This is a genomic window from Brevibacillus sp. FW301-21C12A (assembly GCF_058788915.1).
In genome coordinates this window covers 143786-156677 of record NZ_JBYTBG010000003.1, presented here as the reverse complement: position 1 = coordinate 156677, position 12892 = coordinate 143786, and the positions used below count along the sequence as shown (strand labels likewise).

Here is a 12892-nt window from a genome sequence, read left to right as displayed (position 1 = left end):
TCATCATCGTTGCGAGCATGCGCTGTTTGTGCTTATTTCTCCGATAGCGCCAGACGGTTTACGCCAAGCGATCGGTACTCCTCTATGGTCTGGGTCGCCAAAGCCGTCCAGTTGTAATGGTGCAAGACGTCGTTTTGCGCTGTTTGCGCCATCTGACGCCGTTTTTCCGGGTCCTGTAAAAGCCAGCGAAGCTGATCGGTGAGCGAATCCGGATTTCCCGCGTACATCGTCGCTCCGTTTTCTCCGTGCCGGACGATTTCGCGAAGCCCGCCCGTATCGGCCACCAAAACCGGCACTCCCAGCGCCATCGCTTCCAGAGCCACGATGCCAAATGGCTCATACAGACTGGGGAAAACCGCGAGATCAGCCAGCAAAAACAGTTGGTCACGCCGTGCGTCGTCGACAAAGCCGAGAAACTTCACGCGGTCCGCTATGCCCATCTCTTCTGCGCGCCGCTGCCACTGCCCTTGCATCGGCCCTTTGCCCGCAATGAGCAGCGTGGCGTGGCCGAACTCGTAGCGCAGTCTGGCCATCGCTTCGAGCAGAAGGTGGACTCCTTTTTCCTGCACCAGACGCCCGACAAAAAAGAGGACGGGCCCGTCGCCAATCGACAGCTCTTCGCGCAGCTTGCCTTTGTCGAATGCTGGCGGCGGAGCCAGATCGACACCGTTGTATATGACGCGCAGCTTCGACTCGGGGATGCCGAACAGCCGCCGCACTTCCTCTGCCATGTAGTGGCTGCAAACAATGACCCGATCCGAAGCGTGGGCAAGTGTTCGCTCGCTCTCGTGAATCCGCTCCTGAAACGGCGTGTGAATCCCTTGGTGCCGCCCGTGCTCCAGGGCGTGGATCGTGCTGATGAGCGGCAGCGAGTAGCGCTCCCTGATTTCCATGGCGGCCCAGCCGACCAGCCAGTCATGGGCGTGAATGATGTCAGGCCGCACGCCGCTATTCCACAAGCGTTCGGTGGCATCTGCCATCGCCAGGTTAAGCTGGAACACCCATGACAGAAAGTCTTCTTGCTCTGCGGGAATGTACGTCGGCAAACGGTGTACGTGGACACCATCCATGACTTCCTCCGCCACGCTCCAATCCGATGCCCGGGTCAGCACGTGCACCTCAAGGCCCTGGCGCACCAGATGCCGGGCGAGATCGTAGACGGCGCGGCCGAGCCCGCCCACCACGTGCGGCGGAAATTCCCAGGCCAGCATCAGGACGACTCCGGCCGGCTCCGGCCCTTTGCTTGCCGCTACTAGCTGACGCGATACGTTCACTCTATGCGTTTGTTTAGGCAAATAGTACGTCTCATCCATGTGGGGAAAAATCGGGAAAGCAGTCTCCATCTGGGCAATTTTCTCTATGTCCAGTCTGTTTTCGCGAAGCATCGCGAGCAACTCGCGCATGCCCGCCAGGTGATCGTGGGTCCGGCGCACCGCGTATTCGACGACGGTTTGCCCATCCAGGATGAACGCCCAGTCGCTGCTTTGTGCCAGCATCAGCTCTCTGGCCGCCTGGCGCAAGGCGCGGCTGGCAAGCTCGTCGTGCTCTGGCTCCTGCCCGCCGTTCTCGTAAAAAGCGGTCACGGCCTCAATCAAGTCGCGCTCCGCCTGATGCAGATGCCGATAAATCCAGCCGTTTTTTTCATTCAGCCACACTTCCCCGTAGCCGTTGCGTCCCCAGGTCGACATCGGCAAAAATCCGCGGTCTTGCTCGGGGTACTCCGCGAGGTACTCCGACGGGGTAATCAGCTTCACCGTTTGCGAATCGCACGCGGTCTTGCGCAGCAAATAGTCCAGAAACTGCGGCCCCTCGTACCACCAATGCCCGAACAGCTCGGCGTCGTACGTGGCGACGACCAGCGGCTTGCGGTCCATCCACGCTGCCGCCGCTTCGACCTGGCGCTCCCGGTGGTACAGGAAGTGGCCTGCATGCGAAGCGGCCTTTTCCCGCGCCCAGTCCGGCTGATACAACTGCTTTTCCCCATGGGGTCCCGTGATCCGGTGGTATTTCAACCCGGTATGTATGCGGATGCCGGCAGGGTGGATGTACGGCTCGATGTAGTCCATATCCCTGTCGAAGCCAATATCCCGGTAATATTCCCGGTAATCGTAGTCGCCGGGATAGCCGTTGGAGGAGCTCCACACCTGGCTGGAAGCAACTTCATCCCTGGCGAATGCCACCACGTCATGGCCAGTGCCGAGCGGGGCGAGCACGCCTCTTCTCGGTTGGGGCGTTGCGTGCTCAATCGTGTGGGAGTCGACGAAAAAGTAGTGCAGCCCTACCTCTTTCAGCAGCCGATCCAGCCCTGGCGTATAGCCGCACTCCGGCAGCCAGATTCCGCGCGGGCGCCTGCCCAGGATTCGTTCGTGGGTGTCGATCCCTACCCGAAGCTGCGCCAAAATCGCTTCTTCGGTTTCTACAAAAGGCAGAAACGCGTGTGTCGCCGCGCATGTAATCAACTCCAGGCAGCCGCTGTCGGCGACCCGCTTGAAGCCTTCGACGAGCCGGTAATCCAGCTTGCTGCAAAACGAGGCGATCCCGCGAAACCGTTCCAGGTACATTTTGGCGATGCGCTGTTCTTGCGGGTTGTTCGCCGCACGCTTTACTTCTTTGCCTGCCAGCTCCACCGTTTTGGCGAGATGCGCGCGAAACCGCGTCACGATAAGCTCGTCGTCGAGCATCGACAGCAAGGTAGGAGACAAGGCAAGCGTCATGCGAAAAGCGATTTTGTCCGAGAGAAGCTTGTCGAATACCATGAGCAGCGGGATGTAGCATTCCAGCATGGCTTCGTACATCCAGCGCTCTTCCAGGCGATCGTCCCGGTCCCCGTGCCGTACGTAAGGCATGTGGGCGTGCAGCACGAGGGAGAGATAACCGTTATGCACAGTGGACACCTCACTTATTTGGATGTTTTCGAATAGAGGGAATACGAGGAAAAGTTCTCAAACCAGGCAGGTGTTGAAGGATCGGGTGCAGGCTCCACCAACGGCTCTCCCCAGGCAGCTTTTGTATTTCGCGGAGTCACGACCACATCCGAGCGCAAAATCGGACAAAAGCGGCCATGCTCAAATAAACCGAAGTCCATGATATACGTCCGCCCTGGCAACACGTCGTACACGTACCAGGAGTGCGCATCCTCGTTCACCAGGATGTCTCTGACAGAATGGGCATTTTGGCCATCGAACAGGTGCTCCGTCACGTCGTACAAGCGCAATCCCTTTTGAATATGGCGAAAATCTGCCCGTAAGTACGATGCCACCATTCTCATTCGTGGCCAGGTGATTTCCCAGTAGACGAACAGTACGGTCGGACCTTGCGCCATTACTTTGACGATATCCCGCCCGTAAAAGGCCGGAAGCTGCCAATCCCCGTCTCGTAGGGATGGCCGCGAAGGCGTCTGTCGATTCTCCGACGACACACGCTCCACCTTCGCCCTGTCTTTTTGCAGACGATATTTTACCTGGCCTATGGTCAACCCGCATTCTTTGGCAATTTGTGCGATGGATTTGGATTGTGCACGCAATTCGAGAATTTTTTCCAGCATCGTGATGCGCTCCTTTCCGCCAAGTTTCCCTTCCGCTATCCACTTGCATGTCGTCTTTATATATTCACAATGTCATCATAGCGAAAGCTGTTAACAAAGGCTGTCGAATGTTGGACGCACATCCCTTCTTCTTTTGTCGATAAACAATCATGTTTTCGTCACTGCCAAACAAAAGTCGAGAAAGCAGCTTTGGAAATCGCTTTCACAAGTCGAAGGCTGCCTCGCTTTCTTTCCCCGGTTTTTCGTGTACTCTACATCTTACAAAGGCAACAGAGCTTCCATGCTTTGCTTTATGAAAAATTGATTACAAAACATTGTTGGAACAAGCGAATTTTTTTTAAGGCAGGGCTGCCGCTTGTTCAGGCACGCAAAAAACCCGCCTTGTCAGCGGGTTGGTCTTGCGCTTATCTGCGTTTCGTAATTCTGCCGGAGCTTCCTACCTTCGTGCGCGGAGGCGACTTGCTTTTCGGCTTGGTAAAAACCGAGGATTTTTTCGAGGAAACGGACGAGTTGCTGTCGGACGAGCGAATAATTTTGCCTGTGCTCCCGCTAGACGACGTATCCTGCTTTTTGAACAGGTTGCCGTCCTGGCCGACTTTAGCGCTGCTCTTCTTCTTGCTGTCGCTGCGCTTTGTAATGCTGCCCGTGCCTTCCTTCGTGATCGGCGGCGCAGCCTTTTTCTCCGCCTCGGACGGCACGTGGTAGCTGCCTGTCGGCTTGTAAATGTCCTTGCTCGAATAACCGCGATAGCTGCCCTTCGAGCTTTTTTTATGTCCATCGAACAGGTCGTCGAGGACGCTGGCCAGGATGTAGCCCTGTAAAAAGGACGAATCGTAGTTTTCCCGGACGTACTCCTTCGTATCGACCTCAATCAGCGTGTCGGACGGCTTCGCCTGATCTTGCTGCAAATGGTACAGCTCGTCAGGGTAGATGAGGAACATGTGCTCTGCATCTTCTTTGGAAATCTCGTCCGGCTGCTTCTGTTCAGCAAGCTCCTTCGCTACCTCAGGCACCGTCTTGTTTTCAGCGCGGTAAATGCGCGACGTCTGCCCGTTATCTTTTGTGGAGACGGATTCGAGCGGATAGCTCTCGCCAATCGCGGGGCTGCCGCAGCCGGCCATTGACAGCAGAAGCACCGCCGGAATCAGCAAAAGCTTGATCCATTTCATCCAATCGTTCGGCATGCCCACCCCTCCTTACGTTCCGCGAAGTACCTGCACATCCGCTGGCAATACCGCCTCTCCTTCGTACAGCATGAATCTTCCATCCTGCCATTCGATCCGCAGCAGCTCGCGGCCATCGGATTGAAACTGCCAGATGTACTGCTCGCCGGACGTATGGAACGGCGCTTTGCCAACCACCTGGACTCTTCCGTTGTACTGCTCCTCCAGATGGTACGTCACATCGTCCATTTCAATCGTGGTCGGCACCTCGTCAACCGAATCGAGGCGGCCGTCGATGACGCTGTAAAGCTGAAAAATCGTTTTTTCGCGTTCTTCGATGTATAAGTAGCGGATGGTCGTTCCATCCTGCAAAGTCAGCATCGTCGCGTTGCGGCTCGCATTGGTCGACTTACCCGTGACCTGGTAGGTAACAAGCGAGACTTCCACCACGTCACCGGGTCCTACTGTCAGGATGCTCTTTTCCGGCGCAGGCGGCTCATGCTTGGCAAATAAGTTTTGAATGCGTTTGAACAAACTCATCTGGTCCTACTCCTTCCTTAGCCTTCCCTAGACCAATGCGCCGAGAATGAGCGCCCCTACCACGTGCAGCGATCCCGCCACCATGGCGTGTCCTACCATGCCTTGCTGGGTTCCGCGCTCCAGGTCAAGTCCGGTAAAGGTTTTCAACAACAGCTCGGCGATTTTCTCCAACAACAGCAAGATGATAAATGAGACCACAGATACCAACAGCGCGATCCACAGATCGTTCGAATTGAGAATTGACTGCGACAAAATATACCCTTGGGCAAACAGCTTCATCACAAAGCGGGTTGTGACAGCCACGTTGCCTTTTTTGATTTCGGCGATGTCCTTGTATTTTGTGAACAGCGTGTCAATCCACATCAACAAAAACAGCAGAATGCCGCCAGCACCCGTCCAGACCAGCATCCCCAGTATTTGCTGCAAATCCACGTCGATCCCCCCGTAGCCCAAAAGAGTTGAGAAAGCTCGGCTTCGCCACCTGTTTTGGACGAAGCCTTTTCGTTGTCATTTCGATTTCCTCAAGGAAAAAGGGGCACCGCCCAAGCGGTTTACCCCTCGTATTTTTTCAACAGCGCGGCCAGCTCGTCTTCCACCTGCTGGTCTTTGGACAGTTTCGCGATTTCGTCGTCGAGCGAGCTTTGCTTTTTGTACAGCTCCCCGCTTGCTTCTGCCTCCGCTTCCATTTGCAGCGCTTTTTCTTCCATGCGCTTTAAGCCCGCCATCGCCGAGTTGCTGTCGAATCCGGCCATCGTCTGGTTGATCGTCTTCTGGGCTTTCGCCGCATTCACGCGGGCGACGAGCGTCTCGCGCTTGTTTTTCAGCTCGGTAATCTGTTTTTTCATTTCCGCCAGCTTGTCGCGCAGTCCGTCTGCCGCCAGCTTGTTTTTCTCGTAAGCTTCCTTGTATTCGGCCATTTTTTGTTCAGCCGCTTTCTTCTCTTCCAGTGCGCGGCGGGCCAAGTCGATATTTTTCGCTTGCGCAGCTACGTGTGCCTGCTCATCGCGCTTTTTCACCAGCGCTTCCTGCTCTTCATACAGCACCTTGAACTTTTTCTCCAGGGCGATCTGGGCAGCGACCGCTTTTTCTGCTTCATTCAGGTCGTCTTGCATATCGCGCAAATATTGATCGGTCATTTTGATCGGATCTTCTGCTTTTTCAATCAGGGCATACAGGTTGGACATGGTCAAATCGCGAAGCCGTTTAAAAATGGACATGGTTCGTTCCTCCTTCAGTACGTGCCGGGTAATTCGGCCCAGTTTCGCCGCACCCTTTATACATGTATCTACGTTACTTACGCAAGCAAGTTTCAAAATGATGCGGATTTCTTTTTCAAGAGCTTTTTTCTGCCAACGACGGCACGCTGATTTTCGCCTTTTTGTCCGCTTCGTCCCATTGCAAATAGGCGTCGAAGCGCTCTTTTCCTTTGGCAAAGCCTTTGATGAGATTCGTCTTGCCCGTCTCCATCAGCTTTTTCACGGCAGCGGGCGTGATCTTTTTGCTCATGATCGTCTTCGATACGGTCACGGTGCACTGCGACTTTTTGTAGTTGGCGCACCCGTAAAAATCGCCCTTGTCCACGAAATCCCCGCCGCATGCCCGGCAGGTCGCCACTTTGGAGCCGAGCGAAAACTTCGTCGCCTGCTTCGATTTGGGCAGCGCCTCGACGTCGTAGCCTTCCAGTTTCCACTCGCGCGACTGCTCGACGGCATCTTCGACGATTTTATGCGAGAGCTTGCGCACTTGTTCCATGAAAACTTGTGCGGAGGCTTCTCCCTGCCCGATCTCCTGGAGGCGCTGCTCCCATCTTGCCGTCATTTCCGGGGAGGCGAGAATTTTGTCGCCGATCACGTCAATGAGCAGCATGCCCTTTTGCGTCGCAAACACCTGGTTTTTGCGCACCTCGATGTACTTGCGCTCTTTGAGCATGTTGATGATCCCGGCGCGGGTCGCTTCCGTGCCCAGCCCTTCCGTTTTCATCAGCACCTTTTCCAGCTCCTGGTTGTCGAGATGCTTGCCCGCTGTCTTCATCAATGTAATCAACTGGCCTTCCGTGTAGCGCTTGGGCGGCTGGGTCTTGCTCTCCTTGGCCTCTACCTTGTGCACTTTGCCCGTCTCGCCTTTGGCGAGCGGCGGCAGCACCGCTTCCTTGTCGTCCTTTTCCTCGTCGAACAAAACATCGCGCCAGCCTGCGCGAATTTGCACCTTTCCTTTGCTGATGAACACGGCGCGGCCATCGACGAGCGTCGTCACCGTCGTGTAGTCGAACAGCGCGCTCTCCTGGTGCGCGGCGATCAGGCGTCTGGCGACCAGGTCGTATATTTTCCGCTCCTCGTCGCTCAGCCTGGAGACGGTCGGCACCTGCTCGGTGGGAATGATCGCATAGTGATCGGTCACCTTTTTTTGGTTCACGTACCGCTTGTCCTGGGCGATGGACGCTTTGGACAGCGGAAAGTGCGACTGGTACTCAGGCTGCTTGGACAGCTTCGCCAAAATGTCGGGAAACGTCTTCGCCTCTTCTTGCGTGACAAACGACGAATCGGAGCGCGGGTACGACAAAATCCCTTTCACGTACAGCTTTTGTGCGATTTCCAGCGTCTTTTGCGGCGAGAACTTGAACATTTTGTTCGCGGTGGCCTGCAGCGAGGAGAGGTTGAACAGGTACGGCGGCAAAAATTCTTTGCGCTCCGTCTCCACCTCGCTCACCTCTGCCGGCTTGTCCCGGCAAAAAGCGGCGATTCGCTCCGCGAGCTGCGGGTCGAGAATGCGCGATTCCCCGTCGTCCTTGTGCCAGACGCCTTCGTAGCGCTTCTTGCCGATCGCAAACGTCGCCTTGACCTCCCAGAACGGCTCGGGCTTGAAGGCGGCGATCTCCTTTTCCCGCTTGACGACCAGCGCGAGCGTCGGCGTCTGCACCCGGCCTGCGGAAAACACGTCGTTGATCCCTTTCTGCTTCAACAGCAGCGTGTAGACGCGGGAAGCATTCATCCCGACCAGCCAGTCTGCGCAAGAGCGGCTGTACGCCTCGTGGTACAGATTGCGCGTCTGCGTCTCGTCGAGCAAAGCGGCAAACCCTGCGGTAACGGCGCGCTCCGTCAGCGAAGAAATCCACAGCCGCTTCATCGGCTTCTTCACTTTGCACATTTCGACGATGGTGCGGACAATCAGCTCCCCTTCCCGCCCCGCGTCGCCCGCGTGAATAATTTCCGTGACGTCCGCGCGTTTCAGCAACTGTTTGATGATGCCAAACTGCTTTGCCTTTGACTTCATCACCTGATGCTGAAACGACTCGGGGATGAGCGGCAACGTGGCGATCGACCATTTTTTCCACGCCGGGTTGTACGCCTCTGGCGGCACCAGCTCACAGATGTGCCCGACCGCCCAGGTAAAAAAGGCCCCCTTGGGAAAAAACCGATTGGGGTGCACTTCGAGGAAGCCTTGTTGTTTTCTATGGGGAAACGGACTGGCAAGCTTCATGGCCTGGTCCGGTTTTTCTGCTATGACAACTTTCATGCCTGCTCTTCTCCTACGTGTGTAATCTCTCTTCCTATTTTACTACATTCGGCAAGCGAAGCTGAAAAAATTGGCAACAGCTTATCAGGCGCCGCTGTTACGAGCCAAGCAGCTTCGCTTTTGCCAGCACCGCCCGCTCGATTTTTTCCGGCGCCTGGCAGTACGCGTCCTCTGCCCGGGAAAAAGTCGACTGGTCCCGTGACAAAACGAGCTTGTGCACGACGCCTTTTGTGGCCGGGTACCAATCCACTGCCGTCGGCGGCTCGTGCCGGACTGGCTTCCAGGCTTGCCGCAGGGCGGGGGAATACAACCGCCGGGCGCCCGGCAAAAGCTGGCAGCTCGCCAGTTTTTTCTGGTACGGCTTGCCGGGTGCCGTCTCGCGCAAGTCGTGGAACAGATGCGGCCAAAAGTCTTTGCGGGAGCCGGTATGCGGCTTGTGGCTGGCCCACGCTATTGCGCCTTCCTTGATCTCGTTGTCGCAAAACAGCAGGCTGTACAGTCTTTTCCCCAGCTCGATGCGCTCTGCCAAGGAAGCAAAATGAAAAACAGGTTCGCCTGCAAGCCGCAATGCTCCGTCCTCCTGGCCCGCCGCCCGGTACGGAAACAGGATCAGATTGAGCCGCAGTACCTCCTGCAAAGCAAACGGCAGTGTCTTCACCACAGTAGTCTGATAGGCTTCGTCGCCCATCATGTGCGTCTGCAAATAATGCTGTTCGTTCACAATCAGGCCGATCGAAAGCAGCTTGCTGTCGCCTGTTTTCCAGAAATGGTTCCAGACAGCCTGCATGAACACAGAGACTTCCAACTCGGGAAGAAGGTGAAAAAGGTTGGTCTGTCGCTTCAGGCTCTCCTCATACAGTAATAATTGAGGGTACGCATCTTGAAAAATCAGCCAGTTGCCCCGCTCCAAAAACGCAAAATAGTCGTGCTGTACTTTTGCGGGAAGCAACTGCAGCAATAGCTCGCCGCGAAGATCGGTCATGCTCCAGCCGGCGTTGCGCGATACGAGGTGCGCCAAAAGGGACCAGTGAACTTCCGGATGCTTGTGAAAAAAAGTCAAATAGGCGCTCGTTCGGTCCAGGTTGTCGGCGTTGCTCGCTGCTGTCTTGCGCCTGATTTCGGCGATCGTGTCCTGTTCTGTTGTGACGAGGGAGTTGGCTGCCTGCCTCGCTTCTTGCTTTCGCTAGCTCGCGTGCGAGCGGCCATAGAGCCGGATTCGCATGCCATGACCATCCCATACAGATCCCTCCTGCCTGGCGAACGCATTTTTTGTACAGATAAGAATGGATAAAATTCTTATCCAGTATAAGGGCAACGAAGGCTGCGCCAAAGGCTTGGCGCAGCCAGGTTTTCTACATGGAGGTGGTTTTCGTTGCGCGAAGTACGCGAAGAAATCAGCCGGATTCAGTCTGTTGTCCTGCACAGCCAACAGCAGGACGGCTCCTGGCGCTTCTGTCTGGAAAGCTCTCCGACGACAGACGCCCACATGATTATCTTATTGCGGACGCTCGGGATTGATGATGAGCGGCTCATTGACGGGCTGACTGCGCGGATCACCGCCCTTCAGCAAGAAAATGGCGCATGGAAGCTGTACCCGGACGAGGCCGAGGGAAATCTCTCGACGACTGTAGATTGCTACTATGCGCTACTGCTCTCGCGTCGCTATGAAAAAAAGGAGCCGCGGATGGCTCGCGCTCGCGCGTTTATTCGCGGCAAAGGCGGCTTGAGCGAGGCGAACCTGCTGACGAAGTTTGCCGCTGCCTTGGCGGGGCAGTACAAGTGGCCCGCTCATTTTCTCGTGCCTGTAGAAATTGCGCTCTTGCCTCCTAGCTCTCCGATCAGCTTTTACGATTTTGTCGGGTACGCCCGTGTGCATCTGGCGCCGATGATGATTGTCGCTGACCGCAAATACGTCAACGTGACGGCGGATACCCCCGATCTGTCCGATTTGTATGTGAACCCTTCCATCGCTCCCGGCGTCTATCCCCATCGGCTGCTGGAGCGCTTCACGCGGGACGGACAAAGCTTTTTGTCCTCTATCCACGAGTACGTGTTGCGCTTGCCGTTTTTACCCGGCCTGCTGCACGAGCTATCCTTGCGCAGATTGGAGCAGTTTATCCTCGCGCGCGTGGAGGCAGACGGGACGCTGTACAACTACTCGACCTCGACGTTTTTCATGATTTTTGCCTTGCTCGCCCGCGGCTACTCTTTGCGTGATCCGCTGATCGCAAAAGCGATGTCAGGTTTGCGCGATTCGGTCTGCCAAACGGCGGAAGGCGCGCACTTGCAACTGGCGACCTCTGCCGTCTGGGACACGGCGCTGCTGTCGCACGCCTTGCAGCAAAGCGGCCTGCCCGCAAGCCACCCTGCCATCCAGCGGGCGAACCGCTATTTGCTCAAAAAACAGCAACATACGTACGGAGACTGGAAAATTCGCAATCCGGGAGGGGTTCCTGGCGGCTGGGGCTTTTCGGACTACAATACGATGAATCCGGATATCGACGACACGACAGCGGCCTTGCGCGCTCTGCGCAGCCAGTCCCGCCTGGATAAAGCAACCGCTGCCGCCTGGAAGCGCGGGCTGGATTGGCTGTTGTCCATGCAAAACGACGATGGCGGCTGGCCTGCCTTCGAAAAAAACACGGACTCCCCGCTCATTTCCAGCCTGCCGATCGAAGGCGCAGACACGGTCAGCACCGACCCGTCCTCGGCCGATTTGACCGGAAGAACATTGGAGTTTCTCGGCCGTTACGCCGGGTACAAAGAGAACGACGCGCCTGTCCAGAAGGCGGTTCGCTGGCTGCTCGCCCGCCAGGAAGCAGACGGCTCCTGGTACGGCAGATGGGGCATCGCCTATTTGTACGGGACGTGGGCGGCGCTCACCGGGCTGATGGCAGTCGGCGTCTCCCCCGCTCATCCGGCGGTCCAGAAAGCGGTCGACTGGCTGACGCGACAGCAAAATGCCGACGGCGGCTGGGGCGAATCGTGCCACAGCGACGAGCAAAAAACGTACGTCCCCCTCGGCGCCAGCACGCCATCGCAAACGGCATGGGCGCTCGATGCCCTGATCGCCGTACATCCCCGGCCGACTCCGGCTATTGAACGCGGCATCGACTATTTATCCAGGCAAAGCCAGGCGGCAGACTGGACCACCGCTTATCCGACGGGCGGCGGACGCCCCGGCGGCACTTATTTTGCCTATCACAGCTATCGCTGGATTTGGCCGCTGCTCGCCCTTAGCCACTACCAGAGCAAATACGCGTCCGCAAGCTAGACGAGGCGATCAGTCGCCTCGTCTCGTTGGTGTGGTCGGCCGGATCGGAACGTCTTTGCTGAAAATGAGCGAGTCGTCTGCCGTGTCAAAAACCGACGAGCAACTGATGACGTCCGCGTCCCCGATCAGCACGAGCGATGACTGCTGCACGCCGCCCATCTTGATTTCTCCCACGGCGATTTTTTTGTTGTTGACCTTCATGTTCATCGCGTTTCCCCTCCTTTTTCCATCCTCGCAAAACTCTTCTGCCTGTCGCTGATGTATCGTATGCCCACGCTGCCCGGTGCGAACCGCAAAAGCGCGAAAAACAGGTATGAACACCCAGTGCCGTCACACATACAATACAAAAAGGACTCTTCCGAGGGGATGTGTCGAAGCTGCCAGCTATTGTTGGAGTCATCAACGTAAACAGCATAAGCGGCGTCTTCAATGTCGGAGACGTCCGCAAAATCTCGCCTGTCAGCTACTCCAAAACTTTTGCTGGCGGCGGATCGTTCAACTCCGGAACGAATCTTTCGTTCAAGATTCCCCGCAGCGTCGTCTACGTCAATGAGACAGCGGGCAACGAGCTGCCGATCTTTGTAGAGGATACAAGCGATCCGGCGGCAAAGGGACGGGATTTTTCATGAACTTTTTCGTTCATCAAAACATCGTCATCCACAACTTGAAAATTGATGGCATCACCAACTCGTCGGTTTGCCAAATTGGCAGTGCAGGTATGATTAAACCGTTATCCCAAATGTACAACACAGGCGGATTCACAGAGCCGGCTCCCCCTGCGGGGCCATTGCCCGAGACTTCGTCAGAGGAGTTCATTCCGCTTGTGCCTTTGGTTTCGCCTTCCCTCTAACCGGCTTT

The 12892-nt window shown here is 56.3% G+C and carries 12 protein-coding genes; 3 read left to right on the top strand and 9 right to left on the bottom strand.

The window, feature by feature from the left end; translation table 11 throughout:
* Window positions 1-32: 32 nt before the first annotated feature.
* The 8 genes from AC3WQH_RS03575 to AC3WQH_RS03540 form a co-directional block, all read right to left on the bottom strand.
* Complete coding sequence (locus tag AC3WQH_RS03575) at window positions 33-2885, bottom strand: 1,4-alpha-glucan branching protein domain-containing protein (RefSeq protein ID WP_290426288.1); 2853 nt, start codon at window positions 2883-2885, stop codon at window positions 33-35.
* A 14-nt stretch (window positions 2886-2899) separates the two neighbouring features.
* A complete protein-coding gene (locus tag AC3WQH_RS03570; protein ID WP_429779426.1) occupies window positions 2900-3544 on the bottom strand; it encodes a DUF4912 domain-containing protein in 645 nt (214 codons plus the stop codon).
* Between the two features lie 404 nt (window positions 3545-3948).
* Window positions 3949-4728 (bottom strand): DUF4247 domain-containing protein, encoded by a 780-nt coding sequence (locus AC3WQH_RS03565; protein ID WP_005833399.1) that lies wholly within the window; start codon window positions 4726-4728, stop codon window positions 3949-3951.
* Window positions 4729-4740: 12 nt separating this feature from the next.
* Window positions 4741-5247, bottom strand: coding sequence for a DUF4178 domain-containing protein (locus AC3WQH_RS03560; protein ID WP_005833401.1), 507 nt, complete (start codon window positions 5245-5247; stop codon window positions 4741-4743).
* A 27-nt stretch (window positions 5248-5274) separates the two neighbouring features.
* Entirely contained in the window at window positions 5275-5679 is a 405-nt protein-coding gene (locus tag AC3WQH_RS03555; protein ID WP_025845009.1) for a DUF350 domain-containing protein, read from the bottom strand.
* 119 nt (window positions 5680-5798) lie between these two features.
* Window positions 5799-6464 carry a PspA/IM30 family protein gene (locus AC3WQH_RS03550; protein WP_005833405.1) on the bottom strand — a complete coding sequence of 222 codons (666 nt, stop codon included), beginning with the start codon at window positions 6462-6464 and terminating at the stop codon, window positions 5799-5801.
* 115 nt (window positions 6465-6579) lie between these two features.
* A complete protein-coding gene (locus AC3WQH_RS03545) occupies window positions 6580-8760 on the bottom strand; it encodes a DNA topoisomerase III (protein WP_007784264.1) in 2181 nt (726 codons plus the stop codon).
* Window positions 8761-8857: 97 nt separating this feature from the next.
* A complete protein-coding gene (locus AC3WQH_RS03540) occupies window positions 8858-9820 on the bottom strand; it encodes a DUF2515 family protein (RefSeq protein WP_492331910.1) in 963 nt (320 codons plus the stop codon).
* A gap of 312 nt (window positions 9821-10132) precedes the next feature.
* On the opposite strand from AC3WQH_RS03540, the gene shc reads away from it, so the two are divergent.
* The gene (shc, locus tag AC3WQH_RS03535) at window positions 10133-12034 is read left to right on the top strand and encodes a squalene--hopene cyclase (protein ID WP_429782174.1); all 1902 of its coding nucleotides are present in this window, start codon (window positions 10133-10135) and stop codon (window positions 12032-12034) included.
* Window positions 12035-12043: 9 nt separating this feature from the next.
* Here shc and AC3WQH_RS03530 read toward each other — a convergent pair whose 3' ends face one another.
* Window positions 12044-12241, bottom strand: coding sequence for a spore germination protein GerPD (locus AC3WQH_RS03530; RefSeq protein ID WP_005833411.1), 198 nt, complete (start codon window positions 12239-12241; stop codon window positions 12044-12046).
* A gap of 161 nt (window positions 12242-12402) precedes the next feature.
* On the opposite strand from AC3WQH_RS03530, the gene AC3WQH_RS03525 reads away from it, so the two are divergent.
* Both AC3WQH_RS03525 and AC3WQH_RS03520 read left to right on the top strand, forming a co-directional pair.
* Complete coding sequence (locus AC3WQH_RS03525) at window positions 12403-12663, top strand: spore germination protein (RefSeq protein WP_005833413.1); 261 nt, start codon at window positions 12403-12405, stop codon at window positions 12661-12663.
* Complete coding sequence (locus AC3WQH_RS03520) at window positions 12660-12884, top strand: spore germination protein GerPB (protein ID WP_005833415.1); 225 nt, start codon at window positions 12660-12662, stop codon at window positions 12882-12884. The genes AC3WQH_RS03525 and AC3WQH_RS03520 overlap by 4 nt, the downstream gene beginning before the upstream one ends.
* The last annotated feature ends 8 nt before the right edge of the window (window positions 12885-12892 follow it).

Coding starts and splice junctions, on each gene's coding strand:
- AC3WQH_RS03570 (WP_429779426.1), bottom strand. CDS start 3,544: ATGCTGGAAAAAATTCTCGAATTGCGTGCACAATCCAAATCCATCGCA.
- AC3WQH_RS03565 (WP_005833399.1), bottom strand. CDS start 4,728: ATGCCGAACGATTGGATGAAATGGATCAAGCTTTTGCTGATTCCGGCG.
- AC3WQH_RS03560 (WP_005833401.1), bottom strand. CDS start 5,247: ATGAGTTTGTTCAAACGCATTCAAAACTTATTTGCCAAGCATGAGCCG.
- AC3WQH_RS03550 (WP_005833405.1), bottom strand. CDS start 6,464: ATGTCCATTTTTAAACGGCTTCGCGATTTGACCATGTCCAACCTGTAT.
- AC3WQH_RS03545 (WP_007784264.1), bottom strand. CDS start 8,760: ATGAAAGTTGTCATAGCAGAAAAACCGGACCAGGCCATGAAGCTTGCC.
- AC3WQH_RS03530 (WP_005833411.1), bottom strand. CDS start 12,241: ATGAACATGAAGGTCAACAACAAAAAAATCGCCGTGGGAGAAATCAAG.
- AC3WQH_RS03520 (WP_005833415.1), top strand. CDS start 12,660: ATGAACTTTTTCGTTCATCAAAACATCGTCATCCACAACTTGAAAATT.